Annotated in this window: 24 protein-coding genes; 16 read left to right on the top strand and 8 right to left on the bottom strand. The window is 53.4% G+C overall.

The features are described 5' to 3' along the window. Nucleotides 1–223 precede the first annotated feature (223 nt). The 3 genes from DXY31_RS07615 (at nucleotide 224) to DXY31_RS07605 (ending at nucleotide 3,316) form a co-directional block, all read left to right on the top strand. On the top strand, nucleotides 224–1,483 hold the full coding sequence (locus tag DXY31_RS07615; protein ID WP_114993216.1) for a glutathione S-transferase: 1,260 nt from the start codon (nucleotides 224–226) through the stop codon (nucleotides 1,481–1,483). 446 nt (nucleotides 1,484–1,929) lie between these two features. Then, nucleotides 1,930–2,256, top strand: a complete 327-nt coding sequence (locus DXY31_RS07610; RefSeq protein WP_114993215.1) for a hypothetical protein — start codon at nucleotides 1,930–1,932, stop codon at nucleotides 2,254–2,256. A gap of 760 nt (nucleotides 2,257–3,016) precedes the next feature. Next, nucleotides 3,017–3,316, top strand: a complete 300-nt coding sequence (locus tag DXY31_RS07605; protein WP_114993214.1) for a DUF2811 domain-containing protein — start codon at nucleotides 3,017–3,019, stop codon at nucleotides 3,314–3,316. Nucleotides 3,317–3,532: 216 nt separating this feature from the next. Here DXY31_RS07605 and DXY31_RS07600 read toward each other — a convergent pair whose 3' ends face one another. After that, nucleotides 3,533–4,438 (bottom strand): hypothetical protein, encoded by a 906-nt coding sequence (locus DXY31_RS07600; protein ID WP_256359621.1) that lies wholly within the window; start codon nucleotides 4,436–4,438, stop codon nucleotides 3,533–3,535. Nucleotides 4,439–4,787: 349 nt separating this feature from the next. On the opposite strand from DXY31_RS07600, the gene DXY31_RS16950 reads away from it, so the two are divergent. After that, complete coding sequence (locus DXY31_RS16950) at nucleotides 4,788–5,000, top strand: hypothetical protein (protein WP_170953620.1); 213 nt, start codon at nucleotides 4,788–4,790, stop codon at nucleotides 4,998–5,000. A 68-nt stretch (nucleotides 5,001–5,068) separates the two neighbouring features. Here the strand turns inward: DXY31_RS16950 and DXY31_RS17685 are convergent, their stop codons facing one another. Next, nucleotides 5,069–5,200 (bottom strand): hypothetical protein, encoded by a 132-nt coding sequence (locus tag DXY31_RS17685; RefSeq protein ID WP_256359620.1) that lies wholly within the window; start codon nucleotides 5,198–5,200, stop codon nucleotides 5,069–5,071. A 202-nt stretch (nucleotides 5,201–5,402) separates the two neighbouring features. Here DXY31_RS17685 and DXY31_RS07595 point away from each other — a divergent pair, with 202 nt between their 5' ends. Beyond that, nucleotides 5,403–6,257 carry an NAD(P)-dependent oxidoreductase gene (locus DXY31_RS07595; RefSeq protein WP_114993228.1) on the top strand — a complete coding sequence of 285 codons (855 nt, stop codon included), beginning with the start codon at nucleotides 5,403–5,405 and terminating at the stop codon, nucleotides 6,255–6,257. Between the two features lie 20 nt (nucleotides 6,258–6,277). On the opposite strand, the gene DXY31_RS07590 is transcribed toward DXY31_RS07595, so the two are convergent. Continuing rightward, entirely contained in the window at nucleotides 6,278–6,493 is a 216-nt protein-coding gene (locus DXY31_RS07590; protein WP_114993212.1) for a chlorophyll a/b-binding protein, read from the bottom strand. A 131-nt stretch (nucleotides 6,494–6,624) separates the two neighbouring features. Here DXY31_RS07590 and DXY31_RS07585 point away from each other — a divergent pair, with 131 nt between their 5' ends. After that, on the top strand, nucleotides 6,625–6,999 hold the full coding sequence (locus tag DXY31_RS07585; RefSeq protein ID WP_114993227.1) for a nuclear transport factor 2 family protein: 375 nt from the start codon (nucleotides 6,625–6,627) through the stop codon (nucleotides 6,997–6,999). A 242-nt stretch (nucleotides 7,000–7,241) separates the two neighbouring features. Further along, nucleotides 7,242–7,763 carry a DoxX family protein gene (locus tag DXY31_RS07580; RefSeq protein WP_114993211.1) on the top strand — a complete coding sequence of 174 codons (522 nt, stop codon included), beginning with the start codon at nucleotides 7,242–7,244 and terminating at the stop codon, nucleotides 7,761–7,763. Between the two features lie 18 nt (nucleotides 7,764–7,781). Here the strand turns inward: DXY31_RS07580 and DXY31_RS16945 are convergent, their stop codons facing one another. Then, nucleotides 7,782–7,937, bottom strand: a complete 156-nt coding sequence (locus DXY31_RS16945) for a hypothetical protein (protein WP_170953619.1) — start codon at nucleotides 7,935–7,937, stop codon at nucleotides 7,782–7,784. Between the two features lie 48 nt (nucleotides 7,938–7,985). Here DXY31_RS16945 and DXY31_RS07575 point away from each other — a divergent pair, with 48 nt between their 5' ends. The 4 genes from DXY31_RS07575 (at nucleotide 7,986) to DXY31_RS07560 (ending at nucleotide 9,734) form a co-directional block, all read left to right on the top strand. After that, complete coding sequence (locus DXY31_RS07575) at nucleotides 7,986–8,168, top strand: hypothetical protein (protein ID WP_114993210.1); 183 nt, start codon at nucleotides 7,986–7,988, stop codon at nucleotides 8,166–8,168. Nucleotides 8,169–8,183: 15 nt separating this feature from the next. Continuing rightward, nucleotides 8,184–8,825 carry an SOS response-associated peptidase gene (locus DXY31_RS07570; RefSeq protein ID WP_114993209.1) on the top strand — a complete coding sequence of 214 codons (642 nt, stop codon included), beginning with the start codon at nucleotides 8,184–8,186 and terminating at the stop codon, nucleotides 8,823–8,825. A 451-nt stretch (nucleotides 8,826–9,276) separates the two neighbouring features. Next, entirely contained in the window at nucleotides 9,277–9,513 is a 237-nt protein-coding gene (locus DXY31_RS07565; protein ID WP_114993208.1) for a hypothetical protein, read from the top strand. Next, entirely contained in the window at nucleotides 9,510–9,734 is a 225-nt protein-coding gene (locus DXY31_RS07560; RefSeq protein ID WP_114993207.1) for a hypothetical protein, read from the top strand. Before DXY31_RS07565 ends, DXY31_RS07560 begins: the two co-directional genes overlap by 4 nt. Before the next feature lie 95 nt (nucleotides 9,735–9,829). On the opposite strand, the gene DXY31_RS16940 is transcribed toward DXY31_RS07560, so the two are convergent. Further along, entirely contained in the window at nucleotides 9,830–10,183 is a 354-nt protein-coding gene (locus DXY31_RS16940; protein WP_170953595.1) for a hypothetical protein, read from the bottom strand. A 444-nt stretch (nucleotides 10,184–10,627) separates the two neighbouring features. On the opposite strand from DXY31_RS16940, the gene DXY31_RS17540 reads away from it, so the two are divergent. Continuing rightward, complete coding sequence (locus DXY31_RS17540; RefSeq protein WP_244279633.1) at nucleotides 10,628–11,566, top strand: SagB family peptide dehydrogenase; 939 nt, start codon at nucleotides 10,628–10,630, stop codon at nucleotides 11,564–11,566. 57 nt (nucleotides 11,567–11,623) lie between these two features. Here the strand turns inward: DXY31_RS17540 and DXY31_RS16935 are convergent, their stop codons facing one another. Together DXY31_RS16935 and DXY31_RS07550 are read right to left on the bottom strand one after the other, a co-directional pair. Next, nucleotides 11,624–11,794 carry a hypothetical protein gene (locus DXY31_RS16935; RefSeq protein ID WP_170953618.1) on the bottom strand — a complete coding sequence of 57 codons (171 nt, stop codon included), beginning with the start codon at nucleotides 11,792–11,794 and terminating at the stop codon, nucleotides 11,624–11,626. Continuing rightward, nucleotides 11,794–12,303, bottom strand: coding sequence for a hypothetical protein (locus tag DXY31_RS07550; RefSeq protein ID WP_114993205.1), 510 nt, complete (start codon nucleotides 12,301–12,303; stop codon nucleotides 11,794–11,796). Before DXY31_RS07550 ends, DXY31_RS16935 begins: the two co-directional genes overlap by 1 nt. A 129-nt stretch (nucleotides 12,304–12,432) precedes the next feature. Between DXY31_RS07550 and DXY31_RS07545 the strand changes: the two genes are divergently transcribed. The 4 genes from DXY31_RS07545 to DXY31_RS16925 all read left to right on the top strand — a co-directional run bounded on the left by DXY31_RS07545 (nucleotide 12,433) and on the right by DXY31_RS16925 (nucleotide 14,081). After that, nucleotides 12,433–13,221 carry a prohibitin family protein gene (locus tag DXY31_RS07545; RefSeq protein WP_114993204.1) on the top strand — a complete coding sequence of 263 codons (789 nt, stop codon included), beginning with the start codon at nucleotides 12,433–12,435 and terminating at the stop codon, nucleotides 13,219–13,221. 109 nt (nucleotides 13,222–13,330) lie between these two features. Then, nucleotides 13,331–13,507, top strand: coding sequence for a hypothetical protein (locus DXY31_RS16930; RefSeq protein WP_170953617.1), 177 nt, complete (start codon nucleotides 13,331–13,333; stop codon nucleotides 13,505–13,507). Nucleotides 13,508–13,633: 126 nt separating this feature from the next. Beyond that, nucleotides 13,634–13,807, top strand: coding sequence for a Nif11 family protein (locus DXY31_RS07540; protein ID WP_074160695.1), 174 nt, complete (start codon nucleotides 13,634–13,636; stop codon nucleotides 13,805–13,807). 115 nt (nucleotides 13,808–13,922) lie between these two features. Further along, nucleotides 13,923–14,081, top strand: coding sequence for a hypothetical protein (locus tag DXY31_RS16925; protein ID WP_170953616.1), 159 nt, complete (start codon nucleotides 13,923–13,925; stop codon nucleotides 14,079–14,081). On the opposite strand, the gene DXY31_RS07535 is transcribed toward DXY31_RS16925, so the two are convergent. Next, nucleotides 14,072–14,449, bottom strand: a complete 378-nt coding sequence (locus DXY31_RS07535) for a DCC1-like thiol-disulfide oxidoreductase family protein (protein ID WP_114993203.1) — start codon at nucleotides 14,447–14,449, stop codon at nucleotides 14,072–14,074. The two genes, DXY31_RS16925 and DXY31_RS07535, sit on opposite strands and share 10 nt — an antisense overlap. Nucleotides 14,450–14,540 lie beyond the last annotated feature (91 nt).

Here is a 14,540-nt window from a genome sequence, read left to right as displayed (position 1 = left end):
TCCTTCTGATTGCAGGTTGATGCGTTGATTGACATCAACAACAGCTGTGATCTTGTTCACAAACTCATCGCGGTCGTGTTGTCCGGTGCCATGGCCTCGGCTTTGTTTGCGCTGAAATAGTGTCTCGTTCCTGTGGATCGTCCTTTCGATCCTGATGGTGAACTCCAGTCACCCTTCGTTTGCTGGCGCGCCAGCATGAGATTGGTTGTTTGTTGCAACACCCATGGCTGATCCCGCAGGGTCTCAGCAGGCACTTACCTGGTCTGCATTGGATGCACTTGCTCCGCCTGCAGCCGAGCGAATCGAGGGTCCCGCCAATGCTCAGGCCACGTTGCGCCTGTTTGGTCAGCCGGAGGAAGCGCTTCGGGTCACGCTGTTCCGCGATCACCACGCCTGGTGTCCTTACTGTCAGAAAGTTTGGCTCTGGCTTGAGTTTCGCCGGATTCCGTATCGGATCCGCAAGGTCACCATGCGCTGCTATGGCCCGAAGGAGCCCTGGTTCACGGAGCTCGTGCCTTCCGGGATGCTCCCGGCTTTGGAGCTTGATGGGCGGCTGATTACCGAAAGTGATCGCATCCTGGAGTCGCTGGAACGCAGCTTCGGTCCTGTCGGTGCTCCGATGGCCGACAAGAGAGTGCGTCGGCTTCGCGAGCTGGAGCGGGTGCTGTTCAGGGCCTGGTGCATCTGGTTGTGTACCCCAGGTCTGGGAGAGGGGCAGGAACGTCAGGCCCGGAATCAGTTCCAGCGTTTTGCCAAACAGATGGAGCAGGCACTCGCCAGTAGGGGAGGTCGCTGGCTGGATCCGGATGCACCGGATGGTCCGATCCCCGGCACCGCCGACCTGGTGTTCATTCCCTACGTGGAACGGATGAATGCCTCACTCGCTTATTTCAAGGGATTTGCCTTGCGTCAGGAGCATCCCGGAATTGATCATTGGCTCACGGCACTTGAGCAACTGGAGACCTATCGAGGCACCCAGAGCGATGTTCATACCCATGCCCATGACCTGCCGCCTCAGATGGGTGGCTGCTGGGCTGATGGCAGCCAGGATCAGCAACGGATGGCTCTTGCGGTGGATCGCGGTGCAGGACTCAATGAGCTCGAAAGTCGCTGGAGGTCGTCAGGCGCAACGGTGTCGCCGCGTGCGCGTGCGCTGGAGAGGGTGTTGAGGCATCGTGGCGCTCTCCTGGCACGAAGTCCTCTGGGAGATCGCTTCGACCAACCGCTCAGGGCCGCACTGACTGCGATGGTTCTGGAACAGCCCGTGATGCCAGAGAGTGGATCGGCTTCGGCTCTGCGCTACCTGCGCGATCGGATCTCCGTGCCCCGCGACATGCCGTTGGAGAGTGCCAGGTTGCTGAGGCAGAGTCTCGAGTCCACTGCTGCACTCGATGGTGATCAGCATCCTGATGCACTGCCGTTCGAGCATCGTTTTGATCAGGATCCCAGACCCTTCTTAGATCCATCACAGCTGATGCGTTGAAGGAGTGAATGGAGCCAACGCCAGAACATTGCGGAGGCTCTTTTTGATCAAATAAGCACCGCCCTTGCCGTGGATTGAAGCCAGTGGCTCAAAGGGCAGCTCAAATTCTGGTGTGGATCATCCCCAGGATTTGAGCCAGGTTGCTCAAAAGAAGGAATCGACCATCAGAAATAGGTATTCAGGGATACCTAGTCATCATTTTCAGGGTCAATGCACCATATGTGGCGTTGACGAGCCTTGAGAGTGATCCCAAGATGTGAATCCCCATCACCCTGGCCCGGCTGCACTAGCAGTGGGGTCTTTTTATTGATCTGCTTCGGAGGGTGGTTGGGACGAACCTCTTTTTCTGATCAGAGGCTGAAGGGCGACCCTCCATGAGGGTTCGGTTTTAGGAACTGTCCCTGCATCCTCGCCTGATCGACGCTGAATGCAGCTCAAGCAAAGTGATGTCCACAAAATTGGCTGCTCCTTTCAACTTCCTTCAAAAGCAATGCAGCAAAGTTTTGCTGTGTGCTGGTGTGATTGGCACTACGGCATTGGCAACGGTTCCAGCAGCAGAGGCCAAAAATCACCACCACCACAATCACCGCAACCAGCATGAGCTGAGGCAGTTGCGCCGCGACATCCGTCATGACACTCGTGTCTACAGGCATGCACGCAAGGCACATCACCGTGAAGTCAATCGTTACCCCCGCTTGATGCCTGCCTATGGCTACGGCCCTGGTGATGTCTATGGAACACCTTCAGGCTTTGGGGTTCAACTGCGCTTTTGAGCGATATTCGGGACGCCTGATGATTTCGAGCAGGGCATGGTGAGCATTGTGATTTCGCCATCCCGGTTAGATCACCAATCCATCTCTCCCCGTGGTTGACCGCAGCCCATCAAGATCTCGAAGCTTGCTAGTGATGCCCCTACGAGTCGCTAAACAGCTTCAGGCCTCTTCTCTGCGGGCAAGATTTGGGGCTTCAAGCACCCAAGACTGATGGCCAATAGGCACTGAGTTGCGGTGTAGGCCAGAGCAATGAATGCAGACGGCCAACCTTTGCTTCGTAATCTGCCCTTAGGGAGCAGGGCAAGAGATTGGCTTTCTCATGGACTGTGCCATTGGGAACCAAGCAGTAACGACTACTACCCCTATTCCCAACCTGCCTGTGCCCAGTTTGTTTCTCAAACGTCTTTGCTCTTGGCGGGTCCTGTGAGACTTCCAGGCATAAGCCTTCCTGATAGCAGGTTGCCCTGTGGAAAAGAAAGGCGGTTTTCCACCGATCTTTGGGGCTTTTCCACAGGAAATCTGCGTAAAACCTTTTTAAAAAAGAAAGTCTGTGGTTTTTGGCTCGAGTGCCATTCGCCGCTTGACAGAAGGGCATGCTCACTTGGAAAGGGCATGTGCGATCGCTCCACCAAGCCAGGAACCCTTGCAAAAGCATGAGTCTCATGTGAGACCAGGAATTGCTGGCAATTCTGCGAGTGTTTTGACGTCCGCCTGGATTTATGGCTTTGTGGTGGCGGAAACCCGGGTGTCTGAAGACTGAATGGATCGCAACCAACTTGAAAGCTGCATCAATCCAAAGTTGGCCGTGGCCTCTGCAGAGGAGACGCCGTACGTGAGCTTGGAATCTGAAATACCTGAAGTCTTGTTCGCCGCAATGAAGGGTTTTATTGGTGCAAACCCCAACTGGGATCAATATCGGCTGATGAGTTCTGCGTTGGCGCGTTTTCTTTACCAGAATGGCTGTAACGAAAGAGCAGTAACCGAGCACTACCTCGACGACTTATTCACGAAAAAGACCACTGGCATACAGAGCAAAAAGGAAGACTCCAAAACTGTTTAACATCTAACTCTCTCGGTATGAGTCCAGTCGACTCAATGGCTGATCGACGCGAATGAAGAGTTACTTGTCAAACTGATATTTCCGACATTCATAGGCCAGTCTAAGTTGACCCTTTTTCTCTCGATCACCATGCCAACAAGGTTTGAGGCAATCGTTTCTTCGATCAGCTTTAGCGATCAAGATCCACCTGAATCCAATCGGCTCTCTTGATAGCAATCACGGAGAGCAGGAATCATTCCCAGAGGCGATTTCTTTCACTGTTTGTCTGAAAAATCTCAGAATGTCGCTGTTGAGAAAAATCTCCATATGGCTGATTAGCGCATACTCTTTTAGCTCACATTTTGGATGTCTTAACCATATTTGTGGAGCCCGATTCATCCAATTGCTATCGCCTTTGTCCCCTGAGGTTGTGATCAATCCAGGCGCATCCTGCGAGTAAAGTCCACCACATTTGGGATTTTTGCAATTTGGATTCGGGCCATGCTTTCGAGCAAAAACAAACCCTGCTGTTGTTGGTAGCCCTGTGCCGAAAACGATACGTGTCGGTACAGGTAGAGGCTCACGATCTCGTGCGCCCTGCAGGAACCAAGTCTGCTTGTTGAGTGTGTAACGATCACTCGCTTTTGCCACTGCCATCGCACCTGCCTCTCGTAACAGAGCACTTGAATCTCTAGCCCGATAGGAGGTCTGACCCCAGCGATACAAAATTGTTTCACCGTAAACGCTGCTTTGTAGACCGAGCGCGAGTTCCCCAACCCATGTCATGTCCGAAGGTGACGCCACAGGGTTGTTGGTGCCGTCCCAGCTCCATTGCTTCTGAAATGCCCAGCGCAAGCAATCACTGCATCCGGAAAACTGGCCAGCTAATGAGAAGAACAGTCCCACATGCTGAGCAACCCAAGCAGGATCCTGAGTACGCAGAAAGTGATAGGCCAAAAGACACCCCTGGCTGTGGCAAGCAAGAATGACTTTCGTGCCATTGGTTGGTGAGATGTGGCTGGCGATCAGGTTTTTGAGTTCTTCCGCAAATCTGGTTTCACCTGGTGGATATCGGTAATCAAAGGGGATGCAATCCAGATTGTTGTTGGTCTCCCAGCCCATGGAAACAAGACTCTCCACCATGCCTATGTAGCGAGGGCATTCACGAGCAAAGTCCTTGCCGATTGAAACGGGCCTAACGCGAACCCCTCGACGGTTTCGTGCTGATCCTTCGGCATCAATTTTGAGCTTGAGCCAGTCCCGTACAAACCCCACATCCGACTCCTCCAAGCCACTCGCGCGGGCGTATTCCAGAGCATTGGCCACAGGAGGGCTCAATTTGATAAAAACTGAGGCCGGATTCATCGCAGGCAGCAGAAAATTGAAGTTCGCTGCTGATCCCCCCTCTTGTTCGACCTCCACATGCAGTGCGCTCATCCCGTAGCCAGGAACGAAAATGATCGGCGGGAGAGGCGTTTGGTCTGAACTTGTGTTGCCGCAGGACACCAATCCAAGCAACAGCAAGGACAGTGATCGGAGCGTGGTGGATCGAAAATTGTTCATCCCTGCGCCGTGCTTGAGCTTGGGACGCCAAATTCAATTGGAGGTTTTAGTCGTGAAGGCAATCTTCGATTTGACCGTTGCCAAGGACTGCCTTGCCTTTGAGGGTGAGACCCGGATACTCGCCCTGGAAGAAGGTGCCTGAAGCCAGAAGCTTTGTCCCCTTCTTTTCTCCATCAGTGATGGCACTCAACAATGCATTAATGATCAGGGTCAAAGGCTGGGATAGGCGTTAACCAAACCCCAAAGAGCCCAGGCTGCAACGTAAGTGAAGGTCAGCGTTGCAAGGGCTGCAGTGATGGAACTGGTGCGCTTGGACAGTGGGATCTGGATTTTTTTCGCCATCACTGGAGGTCAGACATCCCCCATTGCTCGCTAGATCTTGCCCAATCGCCCACCTATGTCTGCGAGTTCTGACTCAGCGCCTGACTCGGCTGAAGCGATTCAGGCGTTAACCCTCTCCCCCGCAGGCTGATCGCGTGAACCGACTGATCGATCGTGCGAGTCCGCAACCTGTTGCAAGGTGGAAGGGATTCCAGGTTGCCTGATGACCACGATTACTTTGCTAGGTACTGGCCTCCTGGGCGCTGCGATCGGCCAACGGCTGCTTCAGGTCGGTTTCTGCCTGAACGTGTGGAATCGCAATCCCGCTCGCTGTGCTGCGCTGACCGGGGCAGGGGCTCAGCAGTTGAACCAACCCGTCGAGGGGCTTGAGGCTTCGTCGGTGGTGATCACAGTGCTGCGCGATGGTCCCGTCACAGCGAAGGTTGTCGGCAGCCTTGGTCCTCTAGGGGGGAGGTGCGTTTTGCCGATGGGCACCATGGGAATCAGTGAAAGCATTGCTCTCGCTGAGCAGGTGCGCCTCCAGGGGGGCTCCTATTTGGAAGCTCCAGTGCTTGGTAGTCGTCCGGAAGCGTTAGAGGGCCGCTTGTTGGTGATGGCAGGGGGCGACCCAAATCTGTTTGAAGCACAGTTGCCTTTGCTTCGGCAGTTGGCATCAGAGCCGCGTTTGATGGGAGCTGTGGGCACGGGTGCTGCCTCGAAGCTGGCTCTTAATCAGTTGATTGCCAGTCTCACCCATGGATATTCACTGGCGTTGCGTCTGGTTCAATCCTCCGGTTTGGACATCGATCGCTTTATGGAGGTGCTGCGCCCTTCAGCTCTTTATGCCCCCACCGTCGATAAGAAGTTGCAGAGGATGATGTCTCACCAATACGGCGATCCAAACTTCAGCACCAGTTTGCTGCGAAAGGATCTTCTGCTGTTTCTGCGTGAAGCGCGATTGGCGGGGGTGAACGCCATGGCTCTGGACGGACTTGCGAACTTGCTCAAACGCGCTGTTGGCACGGATCTGGACGCCGGCGATTATTCCGCCTTGCATGAACTAACGGATGGACGCTGAGTTGGTGGTTGTGTTCAAGTTCAGCTGAGGTACCAGCGGATTAGGTCCACCACCTGACCAGCTGGACCATGTCCGGTAATGCACTCGCCGACGATCGCGGCTGTAAACCCCACCATGGCAGTACGTCCATTGATGCGCTCAACAATTTCCAGTGCCGAGGTGTTCCAGGGACGATTGGTAGTGAGACTTTCTCCGAAGGCTTCGATGGGTTCGTATTGATATTGCTGGTCGGGCATGGGATGAGCGCTTGTGCGGCCCAGAATCTTATGCAATTTCCGCAAAAATCTGAATAGTGTGATTTTCCTCTCTGCCACTTCCTGCTGTGAACGTTGATCGTCTACGTGAACTGTTCACGAAGCCCTACGGCATGCCAGCTCCCACTGAAGAGCAATGGCGAGAGTTATATGACGAGAACGTTCGCTTCAAGGACCCGACTCAGGAGCGTCAGGGCATCAAGGCCTATGTCGAAGCACAAGACGGGCTGATGCGGCGTTGCGATGACGTGTACCTCACCCCTGCCGCTATTGCCGTAGAGGGTGACACGGCATTTGTGGAATGGGAAATGGGTCTCAAGATTAAGGGGATCGAATTCATCTATCCGGGCACCAGCCGTCTTCGCTTCAACGCTGAAGGCAAGGTTGAGGATCACCGAGACTATTTTGATTTTGTGGGTCCCACCTTTGAGCCCGTACCCGTAGTTGGTGGTTTTGTGCGCTGGCTCTACAAACGGTTTGTTGACTGAGGCCGGCTCAGTTTCCAGAACAAAAGACTGATGGTCGCCGCTCCGAAACCAAGGAACAAAGTGATGAGAGCTTCGCTGTTCATGTCAAGCACTCGTAATGTTGCTTCATTATGTAGCGTTTGGTCGGGATCTGCGTTGTTCGGCTTGAGTGAGTATATCTGCCTATTTTTGCCCTGATCTGTTCTTTCGGCACACGCTGCAGGGGGAAGTATCTTACATTTCGTAAACATACTTTTATTTCTGTGATCAGGGCATTTCTTACAAAGCCGTTCCTCGCCGACGCAGGCCTACTTGTGCTCCGGGTTTTTACAGGAGTACTCCTGATCCATCACGGTTACGAGAAGCTTGCCAACATCGACAACTTTGCTGACGCTTTTGTTCGCCCTTTAGGGCTTCCATTCCCAATCACTCTCTCTTATATCGCTGCCTTTTCTGAAGTTGGTGGCAGCTGGCTCCTCATCACAGGGCTGCTGACACGCTTTGGTGCCTTAGCCATCCTCGGAACAATGAGTGTGGCCATCTACCACGCCATTAGCACGTCCGGATTCAACATTTACTTGCTTGAGCTCCTGGGTCTGTATTTCGCTTCTGTAGCGGCAATTCTTGCTGTCGGCCCCGGTCGTTTGTCCGTCGATGAACTGATCGTTCGACGTTTTGCTCCTGACACGCGCTCTCAAGCAAGTCGTCTTGAAGCAGCTTTTGCCGCTAACAACGAATCAGTCAATGGTGCCAAAGCAGATGTCGTTGCTGACGGAGTGAGCTGATTCGGTTTCAACCCTGCCTCAGTAAACAGATTGCGGCAGGGTGAATCCACTGTTCATATGCTCAAAATCGAGCATGACCCAGGTGAGCCAGACCACAAGGGCAACAACGCCAGATACTGCAGCGAAGCGAGCAAAATTGCGGGCAACCAGCTCAAAGATGCTGATCTCCTTCATGGACCTATCGGCGGGGCCCTTCATTTTGCTTGATTTTTTGCAGCGCTGATGCCCTTCCAGGTCGACGCTCCCACACTCAGCCTTCTCTTATTTGGATCAGTTTTTGCTGGTCTACAGGTCTGGTGGATTGGATCGTTGGTGATTCGCAACAATCGCCGTCGTGGCGAGAGACCTCTCACAACGCAACAGTTTCGCCGCGACCTGGAACGTATCTTTCGTGAGGAATCCTGATCGAGCCGACTTGACATGTGCGGTCGTTATGCCCTCTCGACGCCCTTGAACAAGCTGCCTACCGTTTTGCTTGACGGTATGGGTCAGGAACATCGGACTCGCTATGCGCCAAGGGACATGATCGTTCCTGGCGAACCATTGCTGGCATGTCGTTGTGATCAGTCGGGTCCGGAGGCCTCGCTGATGCTCTGGGGGCTGATCCCAGGCTGGTTGAAGGACCCTTCCAACGGCCCCAGGCCTTTCAATGCTCGTGCAGAAACGGTTGCTGAGAAGCCCAGTTTTCGAGGGTCTTGGCGTCATCGACGCTGTCTGATCCCTGCCAGTTGTTTCTTTGAAAAAGGTCGCACCATCAGGCGCATTGATCGCCAACCCTTTTGGCTTGCTGGGCTCTGGGAGCGTTGGCTGGGGAGTGACGGTAGTGAAGTTGATACTTGCACTGTCCTCACCACGATTCCCAATGCGCTCGTCAAGCCTCTGCATCACCGCATGCCCGTTCTGATTCCGGAGGGATTGGAGCAAGCTTGGATGGCATCCCTTGATGGCCAGCAGCTGAGAGCTCTTGAGCCGCTGCTCGGTCCATGGGATCCAAGCGGCTGGGAAGTTGTTTCAGGTCGGGACGACGGTCAACTTTCTTTGCTCTCTGCACTGCAAAATTGATCCATGGGTTGACGCAATGCTGGTTTCAACAACGTCGATTGAATCTTCTTGCCCTGGTGAAGTGTTCAAAAGTATTGTCGTGAGTTGTCGCCAGGATTGCCCCTCGTGCCGTGATTTATTTGTTTCTCACTGGGATCTTTGATCAACTTCTTTTTGCATACCTAGAAACTTACCAATCGCAGAGTTGTTAACTTAATGCGAAAGTTCGGCTTCTGTTCTTTTTAAGTGCTGGAGATTCTTCTTGCTTGTAACTCATTCAGCTGCTGTCTGAATGAATCGATCAACAGCGTTTCTTGCTGTCAGTCGATCGGCTGGGTCGTTAAAGCCTCACCAGTATGGCAGCCACTGAATCAATTGATTCATGCCCCAGCTCGAGCAGACCTTGCTGTTTGGAGCAATTGATACGACGCGAGGGCGCGTCGGTATCAAAATCTAATCGGCACTGATGATTATGGCTAACACTCAAGCTACAACTTTTCAGCGTCGAGTTGGAGAAGTGCTCATTGCTCAATTCTCCTCGAAGCTGCTGCTCAATCTGATTTTTCTCCTGACTTGGTTTTGGGGACTTTTTTGGATTGTCAGCGCTGGAGAATCAGATTCCAGCGTTTTCTTCGCCGGTCTGCCTGCAATGCTGCTTGTGGCCGGCGCATGGTTCACCTTTCTGAACAGAGGCTTTAACCGGAAATGAACAGCTCCAAGCAGGCTACAACTGAATTGCCGAAGAATTTTCGAGCCTTTGGCTTTGCATTCTTTATGGCTGGTGCCTTTTTCCATTGCATGGATTTTCTTGGTGTTGAAGACACTTTGATGTGGGGAATGGGGCTCGGCTTTTTTGGGGCATTCCTGTTGTCGTTGTATTTCTGGACTCGAATCGCGGTTAATAAAAAATTCTGGAAATATCTTGCTTGATCATTTGCTGATACTCATTTAGTTGTGTTTGAGTGGTTTTTGTCTTGCTTGTAGTTTTGAAGAATCCATATCTGGGGAGTCGATTCCGTCTCATTTTATTTTGATTGTTGAGAATTTGGTTGTTTCTCAGGCATCGGTTTCCTTTGCGAAGAAGTCTTGATGGACTTCGTGGCGCATGTTGTTTGATGCTCTTTGTTTCGACACTGTTCTTTGGTTTCCGCAAAATTCTGGTGTGATTTGAAGCTGCTGGAGGTGATTGCTTGCTTGTGGTGCTTCGTGATTGACAAAGTCTGATTTTGTCTTGGGCGCATGGAGCTAGGGTTGGGGCGATGCTTAGCTATAGATTCCGCAATGGTGTGCAGGTTGTTTCCGGTGAGAACAATGTTGTCATCACGACGCCCTATGCCACACGACTGAATTCGATCCGACAAAGCCTGCGGCTTGATCATCCAAGTAACTCGCTGAAGAGTCTGTTGAGAGATCTTTCTGGGACTGGAGTTGATCGAGAACAGTTTTTAGTTTTTGATGATTCGTTGTCCACCGATGCAGAATATCAAGAGCTTCTGGATAAGCTTGAAGATTTTTATGCAAAGGGGCTGATTTTAACTGAAATTAGTGGTGTGCAAGGCGCTGCAATCTGTCTCAATCCTGTTAAGTCTCTGTTTCATCGCAAGACTGCTCCAGAGGGTGTTTATCACATCAGGTTTTCAAAATTTGTCAATGTTCAGCCTTTGATTGATGGACTACAGATTTCCTCACCTTTATCAACCGGGAATGTTTGTTTGAAGGATAAGAGATTGTTTTCGATGCTTGTGCCGCTTGTGGCAGCGTGTGATGAAAAGATTATCAGAGGCTGTCTTCCTGATGATCTTCAGGCGCACTATGTTGATGTGGTGTCATTGCTATTGAGTTCCGGAGTCGCAGGGATTTGCGATGGTCAAGGTGTTGCTGACATCGATCAGGAGGCTGTTGATGCGTGCTGGACAGCTGAAGATCTCGCATTTCATTGCCACACTCGTGAGCGGATGATTGACCTATTTTGCGATCAATCACAGCAGAAGTTAATCGAAAAACAGCAGTTTCCTGCGAAGCATCAGAGAATCATTCTTGGCTCCGCAGCTCTTCCCAAGCCATCCCGTATTAATCACAACCTGAGTTTTTTTCAAGTTGTTCGCGAGCGCAAAACAATACGTGTTTATCAGGAGCAGCCGATTAATGCTGGTCTGTTAAGTGATTTCCTCTGGCACTCCATGCACATTCGTGAGGAAATCCTTTGCGATCCTGCTCTGTCTCGAGCGTATTCAGGCTTGTTGAGGCCTGTTGCCAGTGCTGGAGCCCTTCATTCAATTGAGCTCTATTTATGCATTAACCGATGTATCGGCCTTCAGCCGGGCTTCTACCACTACGACTCCTTCAATCACTCTCTTGGAAAGCTGAGCGATCTCAGCGAGGTCTGTGTGCAGATGCTGGAACAGGCGGCGGCCTCGACATGTCGTGCACCTCAGGCAGCATCTGTTTCGTCGGGTCAGGGTCAGTTGCCTGATGTTCTTGTTGTGATGGCTGCCCGTTATGGCAGAAATGCAAGTCTTCATCAGCAAACCGGTTTGTCCTACGCGCTGATCCTCAAAGATGTGGGATCGATCTATCAGCAGCTCTATCTGGTGGCGACGGCTCTGGGACTCGCGCCTTGTGGCCTGAGTTTTGGTGACAGCGAGTTGTTTGAACAGGCATCAGGTCTTTCCGATCGGCTTGAATGTTCCGTTGGTGAATTCATGATTGGCAACCCACCGTCAACGCATGCATTTGACCCGTCGACTGCTGTTTTGGCTTAGATCCTCAAAGGGTTTCTGTCTTGCCATTGCGGATGCGGCATGGTCTGGGCTCTGGCTCTACAACCTGTCCTGCCGAAGACGCCTCATCGTGTTTCTCGGCATCATCCGGTTGTCTTGAAGTGAGTGCACGCGTCTGCCCGGCTGTCGAGCCCGCGGGTGATAGCTGATCAGCACCATGGCAATCAGCATCAGAACGATCACCGCTCCTGCTCGCAGTACCTGGAGCATCAGCTGAACTCATCCTCAAGTCCAGGTTGCACCACGCCCTGTTCGAGCGGTAGCAATTCTTCGTCGTCGCCAGCCCTGCTGCGCACTGGCGCACTGAAACCGCGAGCGCGTGGGTTTTTCACCTCAAACGGACCTGGTGTTCCAGCCGGTACTGCTAATCGCAGCGCAAAAGGGTGCTCTCCTGGCAGGACATCGCCGATCGATCCCACCCGCGTCCGGTTCTGCAGCACCGGTTCGCCGCTGCGATCAAGAATCCGGGCGTAAACATCGGTATCCACGACGGAATTGCGTCCTGGGTTGTTGACTTTGCCGCTGAGCACGTAGCAGCTCGCTCCTTCCGGGCTGGTGATGTTGCTGCGCTGTCTGTTGCTGTCGTTTGGCTGGGAGCCCGGGTCGGATGCGTCGCAGGGGGCAAGGGCCACGGAGGTGAGCCGCAGGTCTGCTGCCCATGCTGGTTGCGCCATCAGCAGGAGGGCGGCAAACAGCAATGAGAACAGGCTTCTCAGCATGGGACCCAAGCAGGATGGCCGGACGCTATCAGGACTCGATCGCCCCCGTGAGCAGACAGCGCCGCCTGTCGCTAGAAGAGGGCCAACTTGAGCGTCTGACGCATTCACTTCATGCAAAGCCCCTCGTCAATGCGATCGGCCACCCCAGGAGGTCCCGAAGGCGGTCTGGTGGCGATCGTTGCCCTTGTGTTGGCCGGTTTACTGCTCTTGGGCCAGGCGCTGTTTGTGGTCCCAGCCGGAGAGGTCGCGGTAATCACCACCCTTGGCAAGGTGAGCGGGGGGCCGCGCCAGCCGGGCCTCAATGTGAAAGCACCGTTGGTTCAGCAGGTGTGGCCATTCAGCATCAGAACTCAGGTGAGACCTGAGAATTTCGCCACTCTCACCAAGGATCTTCAAGTGATCCAGGCCACAGCCACCATCAAATATGCCTTGCGCCCTGATGAAGCGGGCCGCGTTTACAGCACGATTGCAAGCAGTGACCGCGATGTTTATCCGCGCATCATTCAGCCTTCATTGCTCAAGGCCCTGAAGTCTGTGTTCTCCCAGTACGAGCTGGTCACAATCGCTTCTGAGTGGAATGACATTTCCTCGCTTGTGGCCTCCACGGTTGCTGAGGAACTGGACCAGTTCGATTACGTGAAGGTTGTGGGTTTGGATCTCACCGGTTTGGAAATTGCTGAGGAATACAGGGCTGCCATTGAGCAGAAACAGATTGCTGAGCAGCAGCTGCTGCGCGCTCAGACGGAGGTCAAAATCGCTGAACAGGAAGCGCTGCGTTACGACACGCTCAACAAGAGCCTCGATGACCAGGTTCTTTACAAGCTCTTCCTGGACAAGTGGGACGGCCAGACCCAGGTTGTGCCTGGACTTCCCGGGGCTGCCGGCGGAACCCCCCCGGTGATCGTTGGCCGCAAGTGATGCTGTTTCAACGTCCGGCATTGATTCAGCCAGCTGCATTGGGCAGGGCTGTCGCATTCGGTAGTGCTGTCTTCTTGGCCGCTGGGTGGCTGCATAAGCAGGTCTGAACATGAGTCAACGCGCAGCCACAGGCCTATTGCTGGTTCTCTTGCTCGGTCTGATTACCCACTGCGCGGCTCGTATGCGTGTAAGGGTTCAGTACCGGGTGTTGCCGCAGCAGGGACCTTTGCCTCAGGCCCCTGGTCCTTCACAGCAGGGCGATCAGCGTCCAGGTGTGCTGATGTGATGGTGGCTTCCAGGCCGAGGGCCATAGCGAAGGCTGTGGAGAAGAAAAGTGGAGAAGAAAAACTGATGGATTCGGATTTACCGGTCAAGTTGGGTTAGCGGTGAAGAACCCTTCTGGAGACTCACCATGTCCATGAAACAGTTGGAGACTTTTCTCGCCAGGGCTAACGGCAACGACAACATCCGCCGCGAGGTTGAGCAGTGCGCCGGTGATACAACCTGTGTGGCCAAGGTTGGAATGCGCCATGGTCATAAGTTCTCCGCTGCCAACTTCAGCCGCTGGCAGCGCGAGCACAAGTAATCATTCGGGCCGCCGCTGGATCGCTGGGCGGCCCTTATGTAACGGCACGTTGACGACATCCACGCCTTCTCCGTTGAAGCTTTTAGAACCGCCAGGTCGGAAACTTGAGCGCTCCATGCAGATCAGCTTCAGCAGGGAACTGGCCCATTCAATGGCTGTGATGTTGCTGGAGTTGCATGCTGAGCTCGAAGAGTTCGCCTACCAGCACGATCACGCCTCTGATCATGTTGAGCAGCTTTCTCCCAATTTGCTTGGGAGTTCCACTCAAGCCTGATCAGGATCCACAGGCAGCCCTCGCAATCCGAGCGCGATCTTCCGTGCCATCAGCAGACCTGGATAAAGACGATTGGACCGACCGGAATCGCTGAATACACCATTCAACAGACGCAGCAGTGGGTCGCTTGGGGACAGTTGTTGACAGAGGATTGAAATGGCTTCACTGCCGTGCCAGATGTGGTCTTCATCCATCAGCACTGCGCCGTTGCTGAGGTTGAACCCTTTATGGCGTAATTCGGCTCTCAGCGCGTGGTCACTGCGCCCATCCCTGATCACCAGGTTCGGTAGACCACCCATCAGTTCACTGCGTTGGGCGAAATGACTGCAGAAAGGGCAGCCGCCGTCATAGACGAGAGTTAAAGCCATAGGCACATCCTGGCGTGTTCAGATGCTGTTCAGAGGGCGTTCTTGATAAGGATCTGAAGCCAATTCTCACTTCAACTGAGGCGGGCCGCAC

Origin of the sequence: Synechococcus sp. UW179A (assembly GCF_900473965.1) — a bacterium.
GTDB lineage: Bacteria > Cyanobacteriota > Cyanobacteriia > PCC-6307 > Cyanobiaceae > Synechococcus_C.
Note: the sequence above shows the minus strand (reverse complement) of the source record. Positions and strands in the feature narration are given on the sequence as shown.